Here is a 25,531-nt window from a genome sequence, read left to right on the forward strand (position 1 = left end):
AAGCAGATGTAGACCGCAAGGGTGCGCGCGGCGCGACCTTGCATGCCGAAAAGTAGCCTATCCGATGATGCTGAACGATCCGTCCCAGAAATACCGACCCTTTCCCCAGGTCGACCTGCCCGACCGCCAATGGCCCGCGCAGATCATCACCGCCCCGCCCCGCTGGCTCTCGACCGATCTGCGCGACGGCAACCAGTCGCTGATCGACCCGATGAACGCGGAGAAAAAGACCCGCTTCTTCGATCTGTTGCTCAAGGTCGGCGTCAAGGAGATCGAGATCGGCTTCCCCGCCGCCGGCGCGACGGAATTCGATTTCATTAGCGGTCTCGTGCGCGAAGACCGCATCCCCGACGATGTGCTGGTTCAGGTGCTGACGCAGGCGCGTGAGGATCTGATCGCCACGACTTTTGAATCCCTGCGCGGAGCGAAGCAGGCGATCGTCCACGTCTATAACGCCGTGTCGCCAGCCTGGCGGCGCATCGTGTTCGGCATGGAGCGACCGCAGATCAAGGAGATCGCGATCACCGCCGCCAAACTGCTGCGCGACAACGCCGCCGCGCAGCCGAACACCGACTGGTTCTTCGAATATAGTCCCGAAACATTTTCCACCGCCGAACTGGATTTCAGCCTGGAATGCTGCGAGGCGGTGATGGATATTCTGGCACCCACGCCGCAAAAGCCGCTGATCCTCAACCTGCCCGCCACGGTCGAGGCGGCGACGCCCAACATCTATGCCGACCAGATCGAATGGATGTGCCGCCATATCTCGCGCCGCGACAGCGTCGTCATTTCTCTGCATCCGCATAATGACCGCGGCACGGGCGTGGCGGCGGCGGAACTGGGGCTGATGGCCGGCGCGGACCGGGTCGAAGGCTGCCTGTTCGGCAATGGCGAGCGGACCGGCAATTGCGATCTCGTGACGGTCGCGCTCAACATGTATACGCAAGGCATCAACCCCGCGCTCGACTTCTCCGACATCGACGAGGTCATTCAGACGGTCGAATATTGCAATCAGTTGCCGGTCCATCCGCGCCATCCTTATGCCGGCGAACTGGTGTTCACAGCCTTTTCCGGCAGCCATCAGGACGCGATCAAGAAGGGCTTCGCCGCACAGGATGCGCGCAACGACCTGATCTGGGACGTGCCCTATCTGCCGATCGATCCCAAGGATCTGGGCCGCGACTATGAAGCGGTGATCCGCGTCAATTCGCAATCGGGCAAAGGCGGCGTCGCCTGGGTGCTGCAACAGGACAAGGGCCTCAAGCTCCCCAAGCGGATGCAGGCCGATTTCAGCCGCGTGGTGCAGGGCGTCGCCGATGAGACCAGCCGCGAACTCAATGCGGCCGATATCTGGACGGCGTTTCAGGATCATTATCGCTGGTCCGGCGAACAGCCCTACCGCCTGATCGATTATCATGAGAGCGGCGTCGCGGGCGACCGCGTGTTCGTTGGCAAGATCGCGCATCACGGCGGCGAACGGAGCATCTCCGGGCGCGGCAATGGCCTGCTGTCCTCCGTACTCGCGGCGCTGCGCGACGAACTGGGCGTAGAACTGGAGATTGCCGATTATAGCGAACATGCGGTCGGCGCCGGCACCGACGTCAACGCCGCCGCCTATGTCGAATGCCGCACGCCCGATGGCCGGACGGTGTTCGGCGCCGGGCTCGACAGCGATGTCGCGACCGCTTCGGTGCAAGCCGTGCTCTCGGCCGCAAATGCGGTCGCGGCGGCGCGCGCGGCCTGACTTCATCCATAAGGCGGATTCTTGACTCATCAGGTTCACATCATCGGCGGCGGTCTCGCCGGTTCCGAAGCCGCATGGCAACTGGCACAGGCGGGCATCCGCGTCCGCTTGTCGGAGATGCGGGGGGCGGGCGATATGTCCCCCGCGCACCAGACCGACGGACTTGCCGAACTGGTCTGCTCCAACAGCTTCCGCTCCGACGACGCCGACAAGAATGCCGTTGGCCTGTTGCATCAGGAAATGCGGCGGCTGAATTCGCTCATCATGGCGCAGGCCGAGCCGGCCAAGGTGCCGGCTGGGTCCGCGCTCGCGGTTGATCGCCATGTCTTTTCGGGCGGCGTGACCCGCGCCTTGCAGGAGCATCCGCTGGTCGAGATCGTGCGGGAGCGGGTGGACTCGCTGCCCGGCGAAGGTCTGACGATCGTCGCGACCGGGCCGCTGACCGCACCCGCGCTTGCAACCAGCATCGGCGCGGCGGCGGGGATGGACCACCTCGCCTTTTTCGACGCGATCGCGCCCGTCGTTCATTTCGACAGCATCGACATGGACCAGTGCTGGATGGCGAACCGTTGGGACAAGATCGGTCCCGGCGGCGGCGAGGGCAAGGATTATATCAACTGCCCGATGGACAAGGACCAATATCAGGCCTTCGTCAAGGGGCTGGTCGACGGCGAAAAAACCGAATTCAAGGAATGGGAGACCAACACCCCCTATTTCGAAGGCTGCATGCCGATCGAGGTCATGGCTTCGCGCGGGCCAGAAACCTTGCGACATGGCCCGATGAAGCCGATGGGTCTCGACAATCCCAGAACCGGGCGCTGGCCCTATGCCGTCGTGCAGCTGCGACAAGATAATGCGAGCGGCACGCTGTGGAACATGGTGGGGTTCCAGACGAAGCTCAAACATGGCGCGCAGGTTGAGCTGTTCCGCACGATTCCGGGTCTCCAGCAGGCGGAGTTCGCGCGGCTGGGTGGCCTTCACCGCAATACCTTCATCCAAAGCCCCAAGTTACTTGATGCGACCCTGCGTTTGAAAAGCGCGCCGCATATCCGCTTTGCCGGGCAGATGACCGGGTGCGAGGGCTATGTCGAAAGCGCCGCGATCGGCCTGTTGGCCGGACGCTTCGCCGCTGCCGAACTGCTGGGCGGAACCTTCTCGCCACCGCCCGGAGATACCGCGCTCGGCGCTCTGCTCGGCCATGTCACCGGCAATATCGCCACGGCGGACTATCAGCCGATGAACGTCAATTTCGGCCTGTTCCCGCCGCTTGACGCCGTGAAGAAGAAGCAGCGCAAGGAAGCCTATACCGCCCGCGCCCGCGCATCGCTGGGCGAATGGCTGGGGGCATGTCAGCCCGCCTGAGGCGTCAGCATTTACATTTGGGTTTCGCGCTTCGCTTGGGCGCGGTCGCGGCGAATTCAGCGGGGGTGAGCTTGCCGTCCCTGTCGGCATCGGCAGCGCCGAAGCGGTCGGATGTGGCGACCGCCCATTCCTCGAATGACAGAAGATTGTCCTTGTCGGTATCCAGCGCCTTGAACGCTTTGGTCCGGCTGCCCAGCATCTCGACCCGCGTGATGACGCCGTCGCGATTGCGATCATAGCGGGCGAAGCGCTTCTGCTCGCGACTTTGCGAGCTGGCCTCGCCGGGCATCGGTGGCGCGTCGCCCACAGCGTCGGGATCGCCCTCCGGCAGCGCCTCGATCTGCGGCGGCGGCGGCGCGCTTACGGCGAGCGGCATCGCCTGATTGCTCGCGCGTCCCTGCCACCAGAACAGCCCGCCCGCCACCAGCAGCAGCGCCGCCATCGATCCCGCCAGAAAACGCCCCATCATTCCCCCTTATCCTCCCGTCACCGACAGCCGCAACAGACGCATATATAAGCGCGGCGTCAGACCCGCCGCCCCTGCCTGCCCGCGCATAATGTCATGACGCGCCAGCCCGGCCAGCAGCCGCAGCGCCTTCCACTCGCGCGGCCAGGACGCCTCGGCCAGCGCGGGCAATTCCCGCTGCGCCAGCGCGACCGCTCGCTGCCGCACCGCGGCGTCCCCGACATGCGCGGACAAATCCCAATAGGCCCATAACCGACCGGTGGCGGCAAGCCAGGGCGGCGGTGCCGGGATGTCGGCCAACGCCATGAACAACCCCTCGCCGCGCCCGGCGGCATAACTATTCAACGTCACATCATCGAGCGGATCGATCAGCAATGCCTCCCATCCGTCCAGCAGCGATCGTAGCGGCGCGCTGTCGGCCAGCCCTGCCGCGCGGATCGCTTCGAGCAGTGGCTCCCCCCTGCCCTTAACCCCGGCGCCATCTGACAATGCCTCATCCCACCAGGCGATCCGCATCTGACCGATCATCGGCTCGCGTGTGGATCGCACGACGTCGGCCAGCCGCGCATCCAGCGTCCAGATCAGGCGATCGCGCTCGCGGCGGCCGACCGGAACATAAGCCAGGATCAGCCGGGTCAATGGCGGCAACGGATCAACCATTTCGGTCATGAAACGATCATTCTCCTCGGCCGCTTACGCGGATTATCACGCTATTAACCATCCCCGTCATACACATTGCAATGAGTGCCGTCCTATGGGCGAGCATGCAGAATCCCCATGTGCCGGGGCAGACGAGGCAGGATGAAGCGGGCTATGGGCAAAAGTGCAGGGCTGTGGAAGGGGTTTTTGACCCGGCTCGGTCGCAACCAGGCGGGTAATACTCTGGCGATCGTCGCAGCGGCGATCATCCCGCTGATGGGCCTGATTGGCGGCGGCGTGGATATGAGCCGGGCGTATATGGTCCGGTCGCGCATGCAACAGGCGTGTGACGCCGCTGCTCTCGCCGGTCGCCGATCCATGACGACATCGTCCATGACCACGGCGGACCAAGCTGAAGCAAAGAAATTCTTCGATTTCAACTTTCCTCAGAATACTTTTGGATCGGCTAGTTTCACGCCGACAATCCAGAGCAACCCGGCCCAGACCACCACGGTGCAAGTTTCTGCGACGACCACCGTGCCTACCACGATCATGCGCATTTTTGGTTTTCAGACCCTCAACATCGCCGTCAATTGCGATTCCCGTTTCGACATCGGCAATACCGACGTCATGATGGTGCTCGACACCACCGGATCGATGACGAGCGCGATTTCCGATGGCAAGGGCGGCACGACGACACGCATCGCCGCTCTCCAGCAGGCGGTCAAGGATTTCTACGACACTCTTGGGCCAGGATCGGATACGACCGGCCGCATCCGTTACGGTTTCATGCCCTACGCCAGTACGGTGAATGTCGGCTATCAGTTGCCCGCCTCGATGCTGATAGGCGGCACGGCCGGGGAAACCTGGAATTATCAGACGCGGCAATATTATATCAGCAGCTATAATAATTCGAGTTCGACCGGAAGCTGGACCTATACTTCCGGTTCGACCACAGCGGGCAGCGGCTCGACGACCGGAACCACGTCAAGCAATTGCGCTGCGATCCCAGCAAATACGGCCTCAACTACTACGAATGCGCCCACGAGCAGCAGCTCGACTGCCAGCAACGGCACTATCACGACGACAACAGTCACCACGAGAACGACGACGGGCGCAACCTACGCCAAAAACGGCTCCTGCTCAGGCTCCTCAAGTAAAGGCTATACCCAGAATTATACATCGGTGACCTACAATAATTATGTCGAAACAAAGACCGACACGACAACCCAGACGCCGCAATATAGCTGGCGCTACGGGCAATATCCGGTCGATGTTTCCCAGTTCATAACGGGCAATGCGGTCGCAAACCCCGCCTACAACGCCGCATCCAACAGCGATGGCCTTTCGTCCACATCGACCTGGAACGGCTGCATCGAGGAGCGGTCTACTGACAGCACAATTTCGGCGACTACATCGACATCGTCCGTCCCCAGCACAGCCTACGACATCCAGATCGACACGGCGGCGACCACGACCGCGACCAAATGGCGACCGCAGTGGCCGGAAATCGAATTTCTGCGCGACGGCTCCTGGCTGAATACCGCTGCTCGTGTGTCAGGTGGCTATAGCGCCTGTCCCAGTCAGGCCCGCAAGCTCACGTCCTATGCCAGCCGGAGCGCGATTCCGACAGGACAGGCCAGTAGCTTCGACAGCTATGTGGCAGGGCTGGTAGCGATCGGCGGCACCTATCATGACACCGGCATGGCGTGGGGCGCACGCTTCCTGTCGCCAACCGGCATTTTCGGATCGGAAAATGCCGCCGCTCCCAATGGCTTCAACATATCGCGACATATCGTATTCATGACGGATGGCGATATGAGCGCCTACACCAACGTCTATGGCGCGTGGGGCTATCAGGATCTGGACCTTCGCGACGGACCTGGATCGGCCGACAACACCGCCCTGACCAATATCCATAACACCCGGCTTCAGATGATGTGCAATTCCATCAAATCGCTGGGTATAACCATCTGGATCGTCGGCTTCCGCAACTTGTCCGAAGGCGCTATCCAGACACCGCTCCAGAACTGCGCTACAAGCTCAAATCATTGGATGATGGCCTATGACGGCACAACGCTGTCCCAGAAATTCAAGGATATCGCGAAGAATATCGGCGGCCTGAGGCTTTCGCAATGATCCCCCGGCGAAACCTCTTTATTGCTCGGCTGCACGACAACCAGCGTGGCGCGACTCTAATCGAATTCGGCTTGATCGCGGGACCCCTTTGCCTCTTCATCATGGCTATCGGCGACCTTGGCTATCAATCCTATCTGCGCGCAGTGACGCAAGGGGTGCTTGATCGTGCCGCGCGCGCCGCTTCGGTCGGCACGCTGACGACGTCCCAGATTGATACCTATATCGACGGGCAAATGCAGGTGATCGATACCAGCAACGGGACGACCTCAACTACGAAAAAGAGCTATTATAATTTCTCGCGCGTCGGCAAGCCGGAGAAGATCACTACCGATACTGCTCCCCTCGGCGTCTATAATGCGGGCGATTGTTTCGAGGATGCCAACGGCAACGGCATATATGACAGCACGGGCGGGAACAGCGGTCTTGGCGGGGCGGATGATATCGTCTTCTATCAGGTCACTGTTTCCATGCCGCGCCTGTTCCCCATGGCCAAAATGCTGGGATGGAGCGCCACACAAAGCGCGACGGCCAACGCAACCATTCGTAACCAGCCCTGGTCCAATCAGGTCACACCGCCGATCGTATGCAAATGAAATATACTCCTCTTCGCTTAGCATCGCGTCTGTCGCAGCTTCGCGCTGATCAGTCCGGTCTGGCCCTTATCGAATTTGCCTATGCCCTCCCCTTGTTGATGATCATTTCAATGAGCGGTCTGGAAATCGCCAATCTCGCCATGGCGCACATGCGGGTCAGTCAGATCGCGATGCTTGTCGCGGACAACGCGTCACGCGAGCGCACATCGATCGATGAGGCCGACATCAACGAGATTTTTACCGGCGCGGAGCTTGCAGGCAGCAACCTCACAAACTTCAAGGCGAATACCGATATATTCCTGTCCGATCTCGAACCCAATGGCCAGACCGGGACAAAAGCCGGACAATTTATTCGTTGGCAGCGTTGCTGGGGCACCGGTCCGTTTTCGTCAAGCTATGGAGTAGCAGGCGCGGGCACCAGTGATGCAAGCTTGGCTGCGGGCATGGGACCCACCGGCAACCAGATCAAATCGGGCAGCGGCACAGCCGTGATGTTCGTGGAGGTGGCCTACACCTATCAGCCCCTCATTTCCAATGCGCTCTTTGGGAATAAGGTCATCCGCTATACGAGCGCCTTCAACGTGCGTGAGCGCACCGACCAGGTCATGAAAAATGCTGGCAACCTGCCCACATCTCAGACCGCCGCTTGCACTTGAACAGGAACGGTGCTCGTTGAGCGCCATCCCCGATCAGCTCTTATAACACACTTTCTTGGCCGCCTCGACAACGCGCGCAGCATCCACCAGTGCGGCTTTTTCGAGGTTTGCGGCATATGGCATGGGAACGTCTTCATTCGTTACGCGCAGGACCGGCGCGTCGAGATCGTCAAAGCCCTGCTCCATAACGACAGCGGCGATTTCCGACGCGATCGAACAGACCGGCCAGCCTTCTTCGACCACGACCATGCGATTGGTCTTTTTCAGGCTTTCCAACACCGTCGCGGTGTCGAGCGGGCGTAACGTCCGCAAATCCACGACCTCCGCCTCAATGCCCTGAGTCGCCAGCGTCTCCGCCGCTTCCAGTGCGACGCCGACGCCGATCGAATAGCTGACCAGTGTCACATCGCTCCCCGACCGCACGATCCGCGCCTTGCCGATCGGCAGGACATAATCATCGATTTTGGGAACATCGAAGCTGCGGCCATAGACCAGCTCATTTTCCAGGAACACAACCGGATCGTCCGACCGGATCGCGGCCTTGAGCAGCCCCTTTGCGTCCGCCGCGTCGTAGGGGGCGATCACGATCAGGCCGGGCACGGCGGCGTACCAGGGCGCATAATTCTGGCTATGCTGCGCGCCGACGCGGCTGGCGGCGCCGTTCGGACCGCGAAACACGATCGGGCAGCGCATCTGGCCACCCGACATATAATTGGTCTTGGCGGCAGAGTTGATGATGTGATCGATCGCCTGCATTGCGAAATTGAACGTCATAAATTCGATGATCGGCTTCAGGCCGCCCATCGCGGCACCCGCGCCGATGCCAGCAAAGCCATATTCGGTGATCGGCGTGTCGATGACCCGCTTGCCGCCAAATTCCTCCAGCAGACCCTGCGTCACCTTGTAGGCGCCCTGATATTCGGCGACCTCTTCACCCATCACGAAGACGCGCTCATCCTTGCGCATCTCTTCCGCCATCGCGTCGCGCAATGCCTCGCGCACGGTCGTCTTTACATATTCCGTATCTTGCGGAAGGCTGGGGTCAGCGACCGTTGGCTTGATATCACTTGCCAGCTTGGATGTGCCGCTCTCCGCTTTTTTGGGCGAGACCTCCCCGGTATCGGCATTTGCCGGCGACGCACTTTCCGGTGCTTTCTGTTCTGTCGCGGGCTTTTCGACAGCAGCCCCCTCTGCATCTCCTGCCATCGTCGCGATGACGGTGCCGACCTTGACCCCCTGCGTGCCCGCGGCGATCATGATCTGGCCGATCTTGCCTTCATCGACAGCCTCGAATTCCATCGTCGCCTTGTCGGTCTCTATTTCGGCCAGGATGTCACCCGATTGCACGTCGTCCCCCTCCTTCACCAGCCATTTGGCGAGCGTACCTTCCTCCATGGTCGGGGACAGCGCCGGCATCTTGATTTCGATACCCATCAATATTGCTCCACCAGCACGTCGGTATAGAGTTCGGGCAGCCCCGGTTCCGGCGAGCTTTCGGCAAAATCAGCGGCATCGGCCACGATCTTGCGAATATCCTGATCCACCTTCTTGATGTCCTCTTCCGTCACTCCGGCTTCCAGCAGATGCTTCTTGACGCCCTCGATCGGGTCGGATTTCTCGCGCATCGACTGAACTTCCTCGCGCGATCGATATTTGGCGGGGTCGGACATGGAATGGCCGCGATAGCGATAGGTCTTCATTTCGAGCAGGATCGGTCCCTTGCCGTCCTTGACCCATTTCAGCGCTTCTTCGACAGCGCCCCGAACGGCCAGAACGTCCATGCCATCGACCTGGACGCCGGGGATGCGAAAGCTTTCGCCGCGCCGATAGAGCTGGTCCTCGGCCGACGAGCGATGGACGCTGGTGCCCATGGCATATTGGTTGTTCTCGATGACGTAGATCATCGGCAGTTTCCAAAGCTCCGCCATGTTGAAGCTTTCGTAGACCTGCCCCTGATTGGCCGCGCCATCGCCGAAATATGCGACGCAGACACCGCCATCCTCGCGATATTTATGCGCGAAGCCCAGCCCCGTGCCGAGCGATACCTGCGCCCCGACGATGCCATGCCCACCATAGAATTTATGCTCGACGCTGAACATGTGCATCGACCCGCCCTTGCCGCGCGAGATGCCGGCCTCGCGCCCGGTCAGTTCGGCCATGATGATCTTGGGATCGATGCCATAGGCAAGCATATGCCCGTGGTCGCGATAGCCGGTGATGACACTATCCTTGCCGGGCTGGAGCGCTGACTGGACCCCGACCGCCACCGCTTCCTGGCCGATATAGAGGTGACAGAAGCCCCCGATAAAACCGAGGCCATAGAGCTGACCGGCCTTTTCCTCGAAACGCCGGATCAGGACCATCTGTCGATAAAATTCGAGCAGTTCTTCCTTCGATGCCGGATAATCGCCCGGGGCCTCGGGGCGGGGCTGATTGTGATCAGCGCCAACAGGGCTATGCGCCTTCGCCTTGCTCGGCGTTGCACGCGGCGTCGATGGTTTCGCCAAGGCTATCATCCTTTTGGGCCGGGAATCTGAAGGCTCGGGATTGGTCGATTACGCGCGCAATTGCAACGCCGAACGCCCGACAGGAGATTTCAGTTCAGGGGAATGATCACTTCGTCATGATGTACGACGCCCAACTGCCGGCGGATCAGTTCGTCGCTGAGATCGGGGTCGACCCGCCGCGGATTCAGAAGATCGACGCGATTGCCCAAATCTTTACGCTGCGCCTGGATCTGCGCAAGCTGCGCGCGGGCATCCTGCAACTGGCGCGAATAATCGCCCCAGGCCAGAACACCGCTAGACCCGAGGACGACATAGCCGGCGAAAAACAGCAGCAGCAGGACTGCGATGGCCGGGCCGAAAGCCGAAAACAGAAGGGATCGAAGCTTAGCTATGTGCGCCATGGTGACGATGAATCATATCAAACGGTCGGCTGCAAGCGGAAAATCATGAACTTGCGGCCAACCATAGCATTCAGCTTTAGCGGAAGATCGAGCGACCGGCATAAACGGCGATGTCGCCCAGCTCTTCCTCGATGCGGATCAGCTGATTATATTTGGCGAGCCGGTCGGACCGGGCCAACGAGCCGGTCTTGATCTGACCGCAATTGGTCGCGACGGCGAGGTCTGCGATGGTCGCGTCCTCGGTCTCGCCCGACCGGTGCGACATGACGGCGGTGTAGCGCGCCCGATGCGCCATATTGACCGCCGCCAGCGTCTCCGTCAGCGTCCCGATCTGGTTGACCTTCACCAGCAGCGAGTTGGCCAGCCCCTTGCCGATGCCCATGGACAGGCGAGCCGGGTTCGTCACGAAGAGGTCATCGCCGACGAGTTGCACCTTGTTTCCGATCTTGTCGGTGAGCGCCTTCCAGCCCTCGAAATCATCTTCGCTCATGCCGTCTTCGATCGATTTGATCGGATAATCTGCGGTGAGCGCGGCAAGATAGTCCGCCATTTCGACGGGGCTGAGCGAGAGGCCCTCGCCCGAGATTTCGTAGCGGCCGTTTTTGAAGAATTCGGTCGCGGCGCAATCGAGCGCCAGCACCACATCGTCGCCCGGCGTATAGCCCGCCTTTTCGACCGACTGCATAATGAAGTCGAGCGCGTCACGGGTTGAGGCAAGATTGGGTGCAAAGCCACCCTCGTCGCCGACCGCAGTCGCCAGGCCCTTGTCGTGCAGGCCTTTTTTGAGCGTGTGGAAGATTTCCGAACCAATCCGCACCGCGTCGGCCAGGCTTTCGGCGCCGACCGGCATGATCATGAACTCCTGAAAGTCGATCGGATTGTCGGCATGCTCACCGCCATTGATGATGTTCATCATCGGCACCGGCAGCACATGCGCGGACACGCCGCCGACATAGCGATAGAGCGGAAGGCCGCGTGCGTCCGCTGCCGCCTTGGCCACCGCCAGGCTGACGCCGAGAATTGCATTCGCACCCAGCTTCGATTTGTTTTCGGTGCCGTCGAGCGCGATCATGGCCGCATCGACCTCGCCCTGATCTTCCGCATCCAGACCGACGATTTCACCAGCGATATCATCATTCACTGCTGCTACAGCGGCCAGAACGCCCTTGCCGAGATATTTGGCGGCATCACCGTCCCGCTTTTCGACCGCTTCATAAGCGCCCGTGGACGCGCCCGAAGGCACGGCGGCGCGGCCGAAGCTGCCATCTTCCAACATCACGTCGACTTCGACCGTGGGATTGCCCCGGCTGTCGAGGATCTGGCGGGCATGGATGTCGAGAATGGCGGTCATGGTCGCTCCCTGAACTACGGCCCAACGCGGCCGGACGGCATGATGCGGCCCGCTTAGCCAGAGGCTCCGCAATTGGCAATGCGGGGGGTTGCCAAGCCTGAAAAAATCCCGATGGTCAAAATAGTAACGGCAACGGAACTGTAGGGCCGGGCCGCGCATTAGGAAATTTGATCTCCGGTCGCGCCTCGCTGCTCACGACCGTTTCACAAGGAGGAGACCCAGGACGATGGCCGACACCCCGGAAAATCCGACCGCCAAGCGCACAAAAAAGGAGAGCGGGTCCAAGCCGGCCGCAGACGCATCGTTGGGCCTGGCCGAAACCTCGATCGCGGGTGATATGCCCACAGCCTCTTCTGAAGAGACGGCGGAAAGTGGCGCGGCTTCGCAAGGATGGGCGGCACAGATCGCTCCGTTGAAGGCTCAGGCCGAAAAGGCCGCCAAAACGGCGGCCGAGAAATTGAGCGCCGTCGATTGGAAAGCCCATATCGATCCGATCAAGGATCAGGCGGGCAAGACGGCAATGACGGCGGCAGGCGTCGCGAAGGACAAGACCGGATCGGCGATCCACGGCCTTGCAAAGCTGATAGCCGACACGGCGGGCACCGTGGATGCCAAACTCGGGCCGCAATATGGCGATTATGCCCGGCAGGCCGCTGAATCGGTCGCAGGCGCCGCCAAGACGCTCGATAGCAAGGATGTCGACCAGTTGATGAGCGAAGCGCGGGATTTCGTGCGCAAAAGCCCGGCCGTGGCGATCGGCGCTGCGGCAGTGGTCGGCTTTGTCCTGATGCGCTTGGCAAAGGGATCGGATGAGGGCGACGCATAACGCATCGCCTTCATCCGACTATATCAGCCCTGGCAATCCGGGCGGAGGGTCCATTGAGTGAACAGATAGCCGACCCGGTGACCTCTCCCCATGCGCCGGGCGAAGATGAATCGGTGAGCCAGTTACTTGCGCGGGTGGCGGCCGATGCTTGGGCCTATGCGTCGGCGGAACTGGATCGGCAGAAACTGCGGGCTGGCCTGATCGGCGCTGGCGTTCGCGATGCGGCCATTTTCGCTGTCATCGCGGCAATGCTGATTTTTGCGGGATTGGTCGCACTCATGGTCGGCCTGACTCTTGTGCTTGCGGCTCTGATCGGTCCGCTCTGGGCCGCGCTCGCTATATTCGGTGGCGCGCTCGCCCTGTCGTTGATCCTGCTGCTGTTTGCCAGGGCGCGGGTCACCCGCATGACGAAAGCGATCAAACCATGACCGGGCCAACGGATTATCAACAGGCAACGGTTCGCGTGCAAGCGCGCAAGACGGCGTTATTGTCGAGCTTGTATGAGGCCAGAGAGCGGCTCGCTCCCGGCCGGTTGCTCGTCGATGCAAAGGGAAAGATAATCGGGTCGATTTCAGCCATCCCTTCGCAAGCAGTCATCAAGGTCCGGGAGCGCCCCGTGGCGTTCGGCGCCGCCGCCAGCGCCTTTACCATCTATCTGTTCCGCCGCCCCCTCGCGGCACTTTTAGGGCGGGTGTACGTTCGGCTTAAGGACAGGAATAGGGAGACCGATCATGGCTGATATTCGAGCGCAGATTACGCGAGTCCGCGACGCGGCAAATGATATTGCCGGCGCTGCGGGAGAGCGATTGAAGGATGGCGGCGAGAAGGCCCGAGAAAGCGCCGGGGATATCATTCAATCAGGACGCGAGCAGGCGAGCGAGGCCTATTCGGGCGTCCGCGATAAAACCCAACGGGCCGCCACCCGCGCTAATGAGATCATGCAGGAGCATCCCGTCGCGGTCGTCGCGGGCGCCATTGCGGCGGGCGCTCTGGTCGCATGGCTTTTCCCCAAGAGCCGGGCAGCGATGAGGTCCTTCCCCGCGTTGGCCAGCACGGCCGGCGCTCGCGTTATAGAAGCCGCGATTGCGGCGCGTGCCGCTGTCGGAGAAGGTGCCGCCACCTTGAAGGCTGGCGCGGCGGACGCGTTTCAAGGCGTGAAGGACGGCGCAGAAAGCACCGTCGCCTCGGTTCGTGACGGTGCGACATCCGCCGACCTGACGGGGCGTGCGTCCCGCATCGCCGATGAGCTGTTGGCGATCGTGTCTGACAAGGTGGATGCGATTAAGGCGCGTTTTCCCAAATCCTGATCGAATCGATCCGATCCGCGCCGTTCAACATATTGGAAGCTGCATGTCATGCTGCTATGCAACATGACATGCAGCAATAATGACGGGGCGCATGATGAGCAAAATGCATCTGGTAATGGGTGGCAGGGTCAAGGACCCACAGACGCTGGAGTTCGAAGATTTGAACGCTGTCGATCTGGTGGGGGTATTTCCGGACTATGCGGCTGCCGAAGCGGCCTGGCGCAGTTCAGCCCAGCGCACCGTCGATGACGCCGAAATGCGCTATGTGATCGTCCATCTGCACCGCCTGCTGGAGCCGGAACTTCCAGGGGGATAATCCTGCGGCGGCCTAGCTTACAGGCCGTGGTCCTTTGCGAAAGCGCCAGAGCAGGAGTGGCCGGGTGAGCAGAAGCCCGACCAGAAACCCTCCGATATGCGCGACGACCGCGATCTTGCCGATGTCGGCAATGCCAATGCCGATCATCAGTTGGATAGCGATCCAACCGGCCGCCAGCCAAACGAGACGGACTACATTGGCCGAAAACGGCCCGATAGCCCGAACATTCTGTTGGCTGTAAAGCAGCGCATAAGTGCCCATCACCGCTGAAATCGCGCCGCTGGCGCCAACCATCGGTTCGGCCGAAGATGGGTCGATCGCCCATTGAGCGAAGGTCGCTCCATATGCGCCGGCAATATAGAGAAACAGCGTAGCGCCCTTATCGAGCACATGCTCGACCTGCCTGCCGCAGAACAGCAGCATCAGCATATTGAACCCGATATGCAGCCAACCCGCATGGATCAGCGTGCAACTGAGCGGCGTCAGCCAAACCGGGACTGCCGCCATGCCCGCCAGCAATTGTGGATGAACGAAACGCGCCGGAATGAAGCCGCCCAAAATGGCTGCATTGTCGATCTGGCCGGTCAGAAACAGCATCAGAAAAGCGACGATCGTAACCGCCGCGATTCCGTTCGTCATGGGACCGGCGGGCAGCTTCACCGGATTAAATGAACTCGATCTTGTCGATCAGATAGAATTTGTCCCCCGCAGGCACGGACACCTCAACCTCTTCGCCGATCTGCCGGCTGATGAGCGCGCGGCCAAGCGGGCTGTTATAGCTGATCATGCCCGCCTTCGCGTCGGCTTCCGCCTGACCCACGATCTGATAGCGGATCGGCTTGTCGTCCTCGTCGATCAGCGTCACGGTCGCGCCGAACACGACCTTGTCGCCCGAAAGGCTTTTGGGATCAATGATCTGGGCACGCGACAATTTGTCCTCCAGGTCGCCGATCGTGGCTTCGACCTGGCCCTGACGCTCCTTGGCGGCATGATATTCGGCATTTTCCGAAAGATCGCCATGGGCACGCGCTTCCTCGATGGCGTCAACGATCAGCGGCCGTTCTGCCTTGAGTTCGCGAAGCTGCGCCATGAGCTTGTCATGGCCCATCTGCAACATCGGCATCTTCTCGACAGTCGCCATTTCAGCAAATCCTTCGTCAAAACTTCCCTTTGACGACCCTTCGCATGTCGAAAGGGCCGCCCGCAGCATGTTTCCTTATGCGGGGATCAGGCTTGCGAGGCGGGATAATAGGACTGGAGCGCGCGCACTTCAAGGGCGCGGCCACGAAGCGCCTCGATCGCATCAGCCGTAGCGACGCTCGCGGCCGCCGTGGTGAAGCTCGCCACCTTCTGGCGAAGCGCGCTGGTGCGGATCGCCTTGCTGTCCTTGAGCGACTGCCAGCCCTCGGTCGTGTTGAAGATCAGGTCCACGCCGCCATCGGCGATCCGATCCACGATATGCGGACGCCCCTGCGCCACCTTGTTGACCGTTTCCACGGTGATGCCATTCTCTTCGAGATAGCGGGCGGTGCCGCCGGTCGCGACGATGGCGAACCCCATCGCGACGAGCTTGCGCGCGGCAGGCAGGATCACCGGCTTGTCGCTATCCTTGAGGGAAATGAAGACGGTGCCGCTAGTCGGGAGGATCGTTCCGGCACCGATCTGCGCCTTGGCGAAAGCGGTAGCGAAATTGCTATCGATTCCCATGACTTCGCCAGTGCTCTTCATCTCGGGCGAAAGTATCGGATCGACGCCGGGAAAGCGGCCGAAGGGGAATACCGCTTCCTTCACCGCGACATGGGCGATGGCGTTACGATCAATTTTAGGCAGCGCCGCCAGCTTTTCACCCGCCATGACCCGGCTCGCGATCTTGGCGATCGGCGCTCCGATCGCCTTGGCGACGAAGGGCACGGTGCGGCTGGCGCGCGGATTGACCTCGATCAGATAGACCGCGCCGTTCTTGACCGCGAACTGGATGTTCATCAATCCCCGCACGGACAAGGCCCGCGCCAGCACCTCGGTCTGCCGTTCGATTTCCGCGATGATATCCGTGCTCAGGCTGTAGGGCGGCAGCGAACAGGCGCTGTCGCCCGAATGCACGCCGGCTTCCTCGATATGCTGGAGTACCCCCGCCACGACGACATCGTCGCCATCGCACAGCGCATCGACATCGACCTCTACTGCATCGCGCAGATACTGATCGATCAGCACTGGCGAGTCGCCCGAGACCTGAACGGCGGTGGTGATATATTCTTCGAGTTGCGCCTGCCCGTCGACGATCTCCATCGCCCGGCCACCCAGAACATAGCTGGGCCTCATCAGAACAGGATAGCCAATGCGAGAGGCCACCGCGATTGCCTCCTCGCGGCTGCGGGCGATGCCGTTGGCGGGCTGACGGAGCTTGAGCCGGTCGATCAGCGCGGCGAAACGCTCGCGATCTTCGGCCAGATCGATCGCATCGGGCGATGTGCCCAGGATCGGGATGCCCGCATCTTCCAGAGCTTGCGCCAGTTTGAGCGGAGTCTGGCCGCCGAACTGGACGATCACGCCGACCAGTTCGCCGGTCGATTTCTCGACCTCCAATATCTCCAGCACATCCTCGGCCGTCAGTGGCTCGAAATAGAGTCGGTCCGACGTGTCATAATCTGTCGAAACCGTTTCCGGGTTGCAGTTGATCATGATCGTTTCATAGCCGACTTCGCTGAGCGCGAAGCATGCATGGACGCAGCAGTAATCGAACTCGATCCCCTGCCCGATACGGTTGGGTCCCCCGCCCAGAATCACGACCTTGCGCCGGTTCGAAGGCTGCGCCTCATCCTCGGGCGCGCCGAACAGCGGCGCTTCATAGGTCGAATACATATAGGGCGTCTTGGCCTCGAACTCGGCCGCGCAGGTGTCGATGCGCTTGAAAACCGGACGCACGCCCAGCTTGTGACGCAGTTTGCGCACTTCCTCCTCAGTCACGCCGCCGGTCATCGCCTTGACCGCCTCGTGGATCAGGCCGGAGCCGCGCGCGATGCCCCGCTCCATGCCGCGCAGATTGGCGGATTTCAGCGCCAGCCAGGCGAGGCGCTTGTCGGAAAAGCCCATGGACTTGAGGCGGCGCATGCCTTCCGCATCCTGCGGCAGGCCATTTTCCAGAACCTGCGCCTCGGCGTCGATAATCTCCTTGATCCGCTCGAGGAACCAGGGGTCATATTTCGCGACCGCGTGGATTTCCGCGACACTCAAGCCTTCGCGCAGCGCCTGCGCCGCGACCAGCAGTCGGTCGGGCGTCGGCTGTGCGAGCGCGGCGATGATGTCGTCCTTGGGCGCGCCAACCAGATGATCGACCGTGTTGAAGCCGGACAGGCCGGTCTCCAGCCCCCGCAGCGCCTTTTGCATGGACTCATGGATATTGCGGCCGATCGCCATGACTTCGCCGACCGATTTCATCGCAGTGCCGAGCAGCGGCTCAGCGCCCTTGAACTTCTCGAACGCGAAGCGCGGAATCTTTGTCACGACATAGTCGATGGTCGGCTCGAAGCTGGCAGGCGTCGCGCCAGTGATATCATTCTCGATCTCGTCGAGCGTATAGCCCACGGCGAGCTTCGCCGCGACCTTGGCGATCGGAAAGCCCGTCGCCTTCGAGGCGAGCGCGGACGAGCGCGACACGCGTGGATTCATCTCGATCACGACGAGCCGGCCATCCTTCGGATTGACCGCGAACTGCACGTTGGAACCGCCTGTTTCTACGCCAATCTCCCGCAATACCGCGATCGATGCGTTGCGCATGATCTGATATTCCTTGTCGGTCAGCGTCAGCGCCGGGGCGACGGTGATGCTATCGCCGGTATGGACCCCCATCGGATCGACATTTTCGATCGAGCAGATGATGATGCAATTATCGTTGCGGTCGCGCACGACCTCCATCTCATATTCTTTCCAGCCAAGCAGCGATTCCTCGATCAGCACCTCGGTGGTCGGCGACGCGTCCAGCCCCTCCATGACGATCCGCTTGAACTCATCGCGGTTATAGGCGATTCCGCCGCCGGTGCCGCCCATGGTGAAGCTCGGACGGATGATCGAAGGAAGCCCTGTAAATTCAAGACCTTCCAGCGCTTCTTCAAGAGTATGTGCGATCCGCGAGCGCGCGGATTCCAGGCCGATCTTGTCCATCGCGTCGCGGAACTTGATCCGGTCCTCCGCCTTGTCGATCGCTTCGGCGTCCGCGCCGATCATCTGGACGCCATATTTCTCCAGCGTGCCGTCATTGAACAGTGCCAGCGCCGTGTTGAGCGCCGTCTGCCCGCCCATCGTCGGCAGCACCGCGTCCGGCCGCTCCTTCTCGATGATCTTCGCCACGATTTCGGGCGTGATCGGCTCGACATAGGTCGCATCGGCAAATTCCGGGTCGGTCATGATCGTGGCCGGGTTGGAATTGACGAGGATGATGCGATAGCCCTCTTCCTTGAGCGCCTTCACCGCCTGCGTGCCCGAATAATCGAACTCGCACGCCTGGCCGATGATGATCGGGCCAGCGCCGATGATGAGGATGGAGGAAATGTCGGTGCGTTTGGGCATTATCTCGCCTCTGATTGAATTTTGGGAGCGTTGAGCGGCCCGGAGAAAATTTTCAATGCACCGCTCCCGTCCGGGCCTCGCAGCCCCAGCCGTCATATTCGACGCCGCACAGGATTTCGATCTGGAGGCATTTCTTCGTCAGCGCGCGGATTGAGGCTTCGTCCACGGCCTGTTCGCATTCAAGAAACAGGAACAGGTCGCCATCCTCATCCTCTTCGCGATCGAGTTCGACGAAACCGAACTGGCTGGCGATGGTCAGGACGCGATCGAAATCCTTCTCGCTGCCCTTGAAGCTAACGTCCACGGGGCGCGGGAGTTTGGCCACGTCACCATTGGCGGCGAGATTGGCGAGTACCTCCCTGTCCGCTTCCCATTCGGCGGCTAGGCGGGATTCATCGACCGGGGGCAGGTTCAGGCTCATGCCGCGACCGGCGCTTTGAGTCCGTCCACGAACCGTCTGAACAGGTAGAAACTGTCCTGCGGACCCGGCGAGGCCTCGGGATGATATTGGACAGAAAAGGCATTTTTATCCGTCAGTTCGATCCCGCAATTGCTACCGTCGAACAACGACACATGGGTCGCGACGACGTTATCTGGCAGCGTCGCCGCATCGACAGCGAAGCCATGGTTCATGCTGGTGATCTCGACCAGCCCGTCGGAAAGCCGCTTGACCGGATGGTTCGCGCCGCGATGGCCCTGATGCATTTTGAGCGTCTTGGCGCCGACCGCCAACCCGAGCAACTGATGGCCAAGGCAGATGCCGAAGATCGGCACATTGTCCGTCAGCAGCGACGCGATCACCGGCACAGCATAGACGCCCGTCGCCGCCGGATCGCCCGGCCCGTTGGACAGGAACACGCCGTCGGGCTGCAATTCCATCACCTGTTCGAACGTCGCGGTCGCGGGCAACACGGTGACGCGCGCGCCGGCTTTCACCAGATTGCGGAAGATATTGTTCTTCGCGCCATAATCGATCGCCACGACATGGGGTCGACCATTGTTCTCAGGCGCGCCGACATCATAGCCCAGGCCCAATGTCCAGGGGCCATCCTTCCACAGCCGCGTTTCCTGCCCCGTCACTTCGATGGCGAGGTCCATGCCCTCAAGGCCCGGCCATGCGGCGGCCTTGGCGGCCAGTGCGGCGATGTCGAACGCACCATCAGGGTCATGCGCGATCACGACATTGGGCGCGCCCTTTTCCCGGATCATACGCGTGAGCGCGCGGGTATCGACGCCGGCGAGGCCGATCCGTCCCTGTTCGCGCATCCACTGGTCGAACGGCTCGACGTTGCGGAAATTGCTCGGTCCCGTCACATCCTCGCGCACGACGCAGCCGAGCGCATAGGGGTGCGCCGCTTCCACATCGTCCAGATTGGTGCCGACATTGCCGATATGGGGGAAAGTGAAGGTCACGATCTGCCCGGCATAGCTGGGATCGGTCATGATCTCCTGATAGCCGGTGATCGACGTGTTGAAGCAGAGTTCGCCCACCGCATCGCCGACCGCGCCAAAGCCCCGGCCGAACACGGCGGCGCCGTCAGCGAAAACCAATACCCCCGTTGCTCCTTTGGGCACGGTGAGGGTCTTGGCGTCAGCCATGATGAGCGATCCTTCGAGCTTTTTGCGGGAACCCGTCAAGTGCGGGTTAAACGGCCGGTCACCTATGCCTGTGGGGCCGTGTGGTCAACTCCTGTTAAAAATCTCTTTTGCCACTATATCTGTTCCTTTCCGGCAGACAGGGACCTACTTCGCCATGATTCGCGATACCATCAAAAGCGCGCAGATCACCGCCATGAAAGCGGGGGAAAAGGACCGGCTCGCCGCCGTGCGCCTGATCCTGGCGAAGCTCAAGGACCGCGATATCGAACTGCGCACTGCCTCCACCCTGCCCGACGACGATGCGACGGTGGTGGAAGTGTTGCAGAAAATGGCCAAGCAGCGCCGAGAATCGATCGAGATGTTCACCAGCGGCGGCCGCGACGAACTGGCCGCGAAGGAGCAGGCCGAACTGGCCGTGATCGAAAGTTTCCTGCCCCAGCAGTTGAGCGAGGAGGAGACCCGCGCGGCGATCGACGCGATCAAGGCGGAGGTCGGCGCTGCGAGCGTCAAGGATATGGGCAAGGTGATGGCGGTGCTGAAAGAACGGCACGGTCAGGTCATCGATATGAGCAAGGCCAGCGGCCTGGTGAAGGCCGCGCTGGCCTGATGCTGCGGCCGTGAGCCTGACGCCCGCCTTCCTGGACGAACTGCGCGCGCGGACGTCGCTGTCCACGCTGATCGGGCGCACCGTGAAGGTCCAGAAGGCCGGGCGCGAATATAAGGCCTGCTGCCCATTCCATAACGAGAAGACGCCCAGTTTCACGATCAACGACGAGAAGGGCTTCTATCATTGCTTCGGTTGCGGCGCTCATGGCGACGCGATCCGATGGATGACCGACCAGCGCGGCCTGCCCTTCATGGAGGCGGTGAAGGAACTGGCCCAGGCGGCGAGCATGGAAGTCCCCGCCGCCGATCCGCGCTCTGCGCAACGGGCCGAACAGGCGAAGGGACTGCATGATGTGATGGCGAGCGCGCAGGCGCTGTTCGAGACGCAACTGGACGGCATAGAGGGCGCGGAAGCGCGCGCCTATCTCCAGAAACGCGGCATCTCCGATGCCACCCGTCGCGCCTTCGGTTTTGGCTACTCGCTCGATTCGCGCAGTAAACTGAAGGCTTCGCTGAAGGACTTCGGCGAGCCGATGCTGATCGAGGCGGGGCTGCTGATCGACCCGGACGGCGCCGAGCCGGATATCGAAAAAACCCGCAAGCGCGACAGCTATGATCGGTTCCGGGGCAGGCTGATGCTGCCGATCCGCGACATTCGCGGGCGGGTGATCGCTTTTGGCGGTCGCATTCTGGGAACAGGCGAACCCAAATATCTGAACTCCCCCGATACGCCGCTGTTCGACAAGGGACGCACCCTTTACAATATCGACCGCGCCTCACCAGCCAGCCGCAACAGCGGGCGGGTGATCGTAGTCGAAGGCTATATGGACGTGATAGCGCTGGCGCAGGCGGGATTCGGCGATGCCGTGGCCCCGCTAGGCACAGCGCTGACCGAACATCAGATCGAACGGATCTGGAAGATGGTGGAGGTGCCGATCCTCTGCTTCGATGGCGACGCCGCCGGACAGAAGGCCGCGATTCGCGCCGCCATGCGCGCCCTGCCGCTGCTGCGCCCCGGTCACAGCCTCGCGTTCGCGACGCTGCCAGCAGGGCAGGACCCCGACGATCTGGTCCGCGCTCAGGGGCCTGCCGCCTTCGAAGCAGTGTTGACCGCCGCGGAGCCGCTCGTCGATCGCCTGTGGACCTATGAACAGCGCGCGATGCCGCTGGACACGCCCGAGCAGCGCGCGGCGCTCAAACAGAGGCTCTCCGCGATCACCGACGCGATCGGCCATCCCGATGTGCGCGCCCATTATGTGCACGCCTTTCGCGAACGCTATGATGCGCTGTTTTTCGCTCGCCCTGCCTATGCAGGCGGGCCGCGTCAGGCTGGCGGGCAGCAAAGCCGGTGGCAACGGGACCGGCGCGGCCACTGGAAAGCCCCCCTGCCCCCGGTCGGCGGCGAAGCGCGGGCGATCGGCGCGACCGGGCTGGAGCAGCGATTGCTGCGCGCTATTCTGGCGAGTTTGCTCCGCCATCCCGGCCAGATCGCCCGGCACCGCGAGACGCTAACGAGCCTCCATATCGGCGATCCCGCGCTGGCGCAGTTACTGGCCGCGATGATCGGTGCATCGTTCCGCAAAGAAACAGTTGAAACACAGGGCCTCCTTACCATATTGGGCGAAGGTGAATTGTATAATATGGCGAAGGGGATGCTCCGGGCCGACACGTTCACATTCACCCCTCACAGGATGGCAGCCGATGCGGATCGCGTTACCCGCGATCTTGAGGAAGCTATCAGGGTGATGGCGCAAGGACCGGAACTGGAGATGGCGCTAGCGGAAGCGACGCGGCGCGCCAGGGATGACCTCACGGACGAAAGCTTTGCTGAGCAGCAGCGGGTTCATCGGTTGAAGATGGATCATGATAGCCGCCTGGTGGAACTGACACAGTCCGAAGATATTGTTTGAAGGTAGCATTCCGATGGAATGCCACGGGTTTGATGATCGTCCTGCAAGGACGGCGGAGTTAAGGCGAATAGATGGCGACCAAGGCGAATAGCAAGAGCGGCGGCGGGGCGGATGCAGGTGATGAGGGCGGCGACGCGCCTCTGCTCGACCTGAACGAAGCGGCCGTCAAAAAGCTGCTCGCGCGCGCAAAAAAGCGCGGTTACATCACCTATGACGAGTTGAACGACGCGCTGCCGCAGGACCAGATGTCCTCCGAGCAGATCGAGGACGTCATGTCCGCGCTCAACGATATGGGCGTCAATATCGTCGAGAATGAAGAGGCAAGCGAGGACGGCGACGAGCCGCAGCGCGACGACAGCGACGATGATTCGGGCGATGAAAATACCGAGGATGACGGATCGCCGCGCCCGATCACCGAAAAGAAAAAGGAAACGGTCGATCGCACCGACGATCCCGTGCGCATGTATCTGCGCGAAATGGGCGCGGTGGAACTGCTCAGCCGTGAAGGCGAAATCGCCATCGCCAAGCGGATCGAGGCCGGTCGCGACACGATGATTTTGGGGCTGTGCGAAAGCCCGACGACGTTCAACGCGATCATCGAATGGTCGACCGCCCTCAACAATGGCGAAATGCAGCTGCGCGAGATCCTCGATCTCGACGCGATGCTGTCGAAGGATCCGGCGCCCGAAAGCCTTGAGGAAGGCGCCGAGGATGATGATGGCGAGATTAGCGAAAAGACCGCTGGTCCGAGCTTCAAGGAAGAGGAAGAGCCCGAAGAGGAAGCCGCCGACACCGATGAGGACGAGGATGGTCTGACCGAGCGGCGCACGGCACGTGTGGAGGAAGAGGATGAGGAGGACAACACCCTCTCCCTTGCCCAGATGGAAGAAACTCTGAAGCCGATGGCGCTGGAGAAATTCGCGACCATTACCGAGATTTTCCATGCTTTTTCGCGTGCCCAGTCCGCGCGCATGTCTGCCATGGCCAATGGCGAAGCGCTGAGCCAGAAGGCGGAGGATGTGTATCAGGAACTGCGCGAAAGCCTGACCGCGCAGGTCGAGAGCGTTCAGTTTCACCAGCAGAAGATCGAATATCTGGTCGATCAGCTTTATGCCTATAACCGTCGCCTGACCGCGCTGGGCGGCCAGATGCTGCGTCTGGCCGAGCGCCACAAGGTCAGCCGCAAGGATTTTCTCGACCGCTACGTCAATCATGAGCTGGATGACGGCTGGATGGACCGTGTGGCGGGACTCGACAAGAAATGGGCAGCTTTCGCCGCTGCCGAGAGCCGCGCCGTCGATCGCATCCGCAACGAGGTGAGCGAAATCGCCCAGGCAACGGGCATGTCGCTCAGCGAGTTTAGGCGTATCGTCAACATGGTGCAGAAGGGCGAGCGCGAAGCGCGTATCGCCAAGAAGGAAATGGTCGAGGCCAACCTGCGCCTCGTTATTTCCATCGCTAAAAAATATACGAACCGTGGCCTGCAATTCCTTGATCTTATTCAGGAAGGCAATATCGGCCTGATGAAGGCGGTCGATAAATTCGAATATCGCCGTGGATATAAATTCAGCACCTACGCGACCTGGTGGATCCGGCAGGCGATCACCCGATCGATCGCCGATCAGGCGCGCACCATCCGTATTCCGGTGCACATGATCGAGACGATCAACAAGCTGGTGCGCACCAGCCGCCAGTTCCTGCACGAACAGGGCCGAGAGCCGACGCCCGAGGAAATGGCCGAGCGCCTCTCCATGCCGCTCGAAAAAGTGCGCAAGGTGATGAAGATCGCCAAGGAGCCGATCTCGCTCGAAACGCCGATCGGCGACGAGGAGGATTCGCATCTGGGCGATTTTATCGAGGACAAGAATGCGATCATCCCCGTGGATGCCGCGATCCAGGCGAATCTCAAGGAGACGGTCACACGCGTCCTCGCCAGCCTTACCCCGCGCGAGGAACGTGTGCTGCGCATGCGCTTCGGCATCGGCATGAATACCGATCACACATTGGAAGAGGTCGGCCAGCAGTTTAGCGTGACCCGCGAACGCATCCGCCAGATCGAGGCGAAAGCGTTGCGCAAGCTCAAGCACCCGAGCCGCAGCCGCAAGATGCGCTCCTTCCTCGATCAATAAGCGTCGGCCCAAATGAGCCGGAAACGGGGCGGTCCGAGGCCGCCCTTTTTTTTGGCGTAAACCCCTCGTTTACTCGATCCAGATAAAAGAATCCGACGTTCGCGAGCGCACGCGGAGCACAGGGGTTCGAGCATGATTGAAGCGGCACCGCGATACCAAGGTGGAGACATCGCCCAGCTACTGGAAACGCTGGTGGCCGCCGACGGGACCGGAGGGCATGCCTATGTTTATCGCGCCAGTGTAGCGCCCGACCGCGACGCCATGCCGTCACTGTCGGACCTGGCCGACGCCTCTTATTATCTCTGCCTGCTGCATGGCCGCCATCCCGGCGTCATCGATCATGCCGCCAATCGTTCGGCGGATTGCGCGGCGACAACTACGATGGCCGGTTGAGCGGCGACTATGATGGCCGGTAGG

At 61.4% G+C, this 25,531-nt stretch carries 24 protein-coding genes and 1 pseudogene; 14 read left to right on the top strand and 11 right to left on the bottom strand.

Annotation, left to right across the window (positions count from 1 at the left end; all coding sequences use genetic code 11):
• Window positions 1-64: 64 nt before the first annotated feature.
• Together leuA and trmFO are read left to right on the top strand one after the other, a co-directional pair.
• The gene (gene leuA / locus ACODSN_RS14385) at window positions 65-1,744 is read left to right on the top strand and encodes a 2-isopropylmalate synthase (protein WP_489056179.1); all 1,680 of its coding nucleotides are present in this window, start codon (window positions 65-67) and stop codon (window positions 1,742-1,744) included.
• 21 nt (window positions 1,745-1,765) lie between these two features.
• The gene (trmFO, locus tag ACODSN_RS14390) at window positions 1,766-3,106 is read left to right on the top strand and encodes a methylenetetrahydrofolate--tRNA-(uracil(54)-C(5))-methyltransferase (FADH(2)-oxidizing) TrmFO (RefSeq protein WP_489056180.1); all 1,341 of its coding nucleotides are present in this window, start codon (window positions 1,766-1,768) and stop codon (window positions 3,104-3,106) included.
• 4 nt (window positions 3,107-3,110) lie between these two features.
• Here the strand turns inward: trmFO and ACODSN_RS14395 are convergent, their stop codons facing one another.
• Both ACODSN_RS14395 and ACODSN_RS14400 read right to left on the bottom strand, forming a co-directional pair.
• Complete coding sequence (locus ACODSN_RS14395; RefSeq protein WP_489056201.1) at window positions 3,111-3,572, bottom strand: EF-hand domain-containing protein; 462 nt, start codon at window positions 3,570-3,572, stop codon at window positions 3,111-3,113.
• A 9-nt stretch (window positions 3,573-3,581) separates the two neighbouring features.
• A complete protein-coding gene (locus tag ACODSN_RS14400) occupies window positions 3,582-4,241 on the bottom strand; it encodes a hypothetical protein (protein WP_489056181.1) in 660 nt (219 codons plus the stop codon).
• 144 nt (window positions 4,242-4,385) lie between these two features.
• On the opposite strand from ACODSN_RS14400, the gene ACODSN_RS14405 reads away from it, so the two are divergent.
• The 3 genes from ACODSN_RS14405 to ACODSN_RS14415 are packed head-to-tail and all read left to right on the top strand — an operon-like array spanning window position 4,386 to window position 7,599.
• Window positions 4,386-6,350 (top strand): TadE/TadG family type IV pilus assembly protein, encoded by a 1,965-nt coding sequence (locus ACODSN_RS14405; protein WP_489056182.1) that lies wholly within the window; start codon window positions 4,386-4,388, stop codon window positions 6,348-6,350.
• Window positions 6,347-6,943, top strand: coding sequence for a TadE/TadG family type IV pilus assembly protein (locus ACODSN_RS14410; RefSeq protein ID WP_489056183.1), 597 nt, complete (start codon window positions 6,347-6,349; stop codon window positions 6,941-6,943). Before ACODSN_RS14405 ends, ACODSN_RS14410 begins: the two co-directional genes overlap by 4 nt.
• On the top strand, window positions 6,940-7,599 hold the full coding sequence (locus ACODSN_RS14415; protein WP_489056184.1) for a TadE/TadG family type IV pilus assembly protein: 660 nt from the start codon (window positions 6,940-6,942) through the stop codon (window positions 7,597-7,599). The genes ACODSN_RS14410 and ACODSN_RS14415 overlap by 4 nt, the downstream gene beginning before the upstream one ends.
• Before the next feature lie 33 nt (window positions 7,600-7,632).
• Here the strand turns inward: ACODSN_RS14415 and ACODSN_RS14420 are convergent, their stop codons facing one another.
• From ACODSN_RS14420 to eno, 4 genes are all read right to left on the bottom strand, one after another.
• Complete coding sequence (locus ACODSN_RS14420) at window positions 7,633-9,033, bottom strand: pyruvate dehydrogenase complex E1 component subunit beta (protein WP_489056185.1); 1,401 nt, start codon at window positions 9,031-9,033, stop codon at window positions 7,633-7,635.
• Window positions 9,033-10,106, bottom strand: coding sequence for a pyruvate dehydrogenase (acetyl-transferring) E1 component subunit alpha (gene pdhA / locus ACODSN_RS14425; RefSeq protein WP_489056186.1), 1,074 nt, complete (start codon window positions 10,104-10,106; stop codon window positions 9,033-9,035). Before pdhA ends, ACODSN_RS14420 begins: the two co-directional genes overlap by 1 nt.
• An 89-nt stretch (window positions 10,107-10,195) precedes the next feature.
• The gene (locus tag ACODSN_RS14430; protein ID WP_489056187.1) at window positions 10,196-10,507 is read right to left on the bottom strand and encodes an FtsB family cell division protein; all 312 of its coding nucleotides are present in this window, start codon (window positions 10,505-10,507) and stop codon (window positions 10,196-10,198) included.
• A gap of 76 nt (window positions 10,508-10,583) precedes the next feature.
• Window positions 10,584-11,858: a phosphopyruvate hydratase gene (gene eno, locus ACODSN_RS14435; protein WP_489056188.1), complete on the bottom strand. Its 1,275-nt coding sequence runs from the start codon at window positions 11,856-11,858 to the stop codon at window positions 10,584-10,586.
• A gap of 337 nt (window positions 11,859-12,195) precedes the next feature.
• On the opposite strand from eno, the gene ACODSN_RS14440 reads away from it, so the two are divergent.
• The 5 genes from ACODSN_RS14440 to ACODSN_RS14460 all read left to right on the top strand — a co-directional run bounded on the left by ACODSN_RS14440 (window position 12,196) and on the right by ACODSN_RS14460 (window position 14,307).
• On the top strand, window positions 12,196-12,684 hold the full coding sequence (locus ACODSN_RS14440; protein ID WP_489056202.1) for a hypothetical protein: 489 nt from the start codon (window positions 12,196-12,198) through the stop codon (window positions 12,682-12,684).
• 53 nt (window positions 12,685-12,737) lie between these two features.
• Window positions 12,738-13,112 (top strand): hypothetical protein, encoded by a 375-nt coding sequence (locus tag ACODSN_RS14445; protein WP_489056189.1) that lies wholly within the window; start codon window positions 12,738-12,740, stop codon window positions 13,110-13,112.
• Complete coding sequence (locus ACODSN_RS14450; RefSeq protein WP_489056190.1) at window positions 13,109-13,423, top strand: hypothetical protein; 315 nt, start codon at window positions 13,109-13,111, stop codon at window positions 13,421-13,423. Before ACODSN_RS14445 ends, ACODSN_RS14450 begins: the two co-directional genes overlap by 4 nt.
• Complete coding sequence (locus ACODSN_RS14455; protein ID WP_489056191.1) at window positions 13,416-13,991, top strand: hypothetical protein; 576 nt, start codon at window positions 13,416-13,418, stop codon at window positions 13,989-13,991. Before ACODSN_RS14450 ends, ACODSN_RS14455 begins: the two co-directional genes overlap by 8 nt.
• A gap of 94 nt (window positions 13,992-14,085) precedes the next feature.
• Window positions 14,086-14,307 carry a DUF4170 domain-containing protein gene (locus ACODSN_RS14460; protein WP_489056203.1) on the top strand — a complete coding sequence of 74 codons (222 nt, stop codon included), beginning with the start codon at window positions 14,086-14,088 and terminating at the stop codon, window positions 14,305-14,307.
• A gap of 12 nt (window positions 14,308-14,319) precedes the next feature.
• Here ACODSN_RS14460 and ACODSN_RS14465 read toward each other — a convergent pair whose 3' ends face one another.
• The 5 genes from ACODSN_RS14465 to carA all read right to left on the bottom strand — a co-directional run bounded on the left by ACODSN_RS14465 (window position 14,320) and on the right by carA (window position 20,469).
• Window positions 14,320-14,946 (bottom strand): rhomboid family intramembrane serine protease, encoded by a 627-nt coding sequence (locus tag ACODSN_RS14465; protein ID WP_489056192.1) that lies wholly within the window; start codon window positions 14,944-14,946, stop codon window positions 14,320-14,322.
• A 25-nt stretch (window positions 14,947-14,971) separates the two neighbouring features.
• Window positions 14,972-15,448, bottom strand: a complete 477-nt coding sequence (gene greA, locus ACODSN_RS14470; RefSeq protein ID WP_489056193.1) for a transcription elongation factor GreA — start codon at window positions 15,446-15,448, stop codon at window positions 14,972-14,974.
• Window positions 15,449-15,534: 86 nt separating this feature from the next.
• Window positions 15,535-18,870 carry a carbamoyl-phosphate synthase large subunit gene (carB, locus tag ACODSN_RS14475; protein WP_489056194.1) on the bottom strand — a complete coding sequence of 1,112 codons (3,336 nt, stop codon included), beginning with the start codon at window positions 18,868-18,870 and terminating at the stop codon, window positions 15,535-15,537.
• A gap of 52 nt (window positions 18,871-18,922) precedes the next feature.
• Window positions 18,923-19,291, bottom strand: coding sequence for a ribonuclease E inhibitor RraB (locus ACODSN_RS14480; RefSeq protein WP_489056195.1), 369 nt, complete (start codon window positions 19,289-19,291; stop codon window positions 18,923-18,925).
• Window positions 19,288-20,469, bottom strand: a complete 1,182-nt coding sequence (carA, locus tag ACODSN_RS14485) for a glutamine-hydrolyzing carbamoyl-phosphate synthase small subunit (RefSeq protein WP_489056196.1) — start codon at window positions 20,467-20,469, stop codon at window positions 19,288-19,290. Before carA ends, ACODSN_RS14480 begins: the two co-directional genes overlap by 4 nt.
• 154 nt (window positions 20,470-20,623) lie before the next feature.
• Here carA and ACODSN_RS14490 point away from each other — a divergent pair, with 154 nt between their 5' ends.
• The 4 genes and pseudogenes from ACODSN_RS14490 to ACODSN_RS14505 all read left to right on the top strand — a co-directional run.
• On the top strand, window positions 20,624-21,076 hold the full coding sequence (locus ACODSN_RS14490) for a GatB/YqeY domain-containing protein (protein ID WP_489056197.1): 453 nt from the start codon (window positions 20,624-20,626) through the stop codon (window positions 21,074-21,076).
• Between the two features lie 10 nt (window positions 21,077-21,086).
• Window positions 21,087-22,985 (top strand): DNA primase, encoded by a 1,899-nt coding sequence (dnaG, locus tag ACODSN_RS14495; protein WP_489056198.1) that lies wholly within the window; start codon window positions 21,087-21,089, stop codon window positions 22,983-22,985.
• Between the two features lie 71 nt (window positions 22,986-23,056).
• Window positions 23,057-25,114, top strand: coding sequence for an RNA polymerase sigma factor RpoD (rpoD, locus tag ACODSN_RS14500; RefSeq protein WP_489056199.1), 2,058 nt, complete (start codon window positions 23,057-23,059; stop codon window positions 25,112-25,114).
• A gap of 132 nt (window positions 25,115-25,246) precedes the next feature.
• Window positions 25,247-25,486: pseudogene (locus ACODSN_RS14505) on the top strand (DUF6975 family protein); the annotation flags it as partial.
• Window positions 25,487-25,531: the final 45 nt, after the last annotated feature.

The sequence above is a fragment of the Sphingobium sp. FG11 genome, from assembly GCF_057809915.1.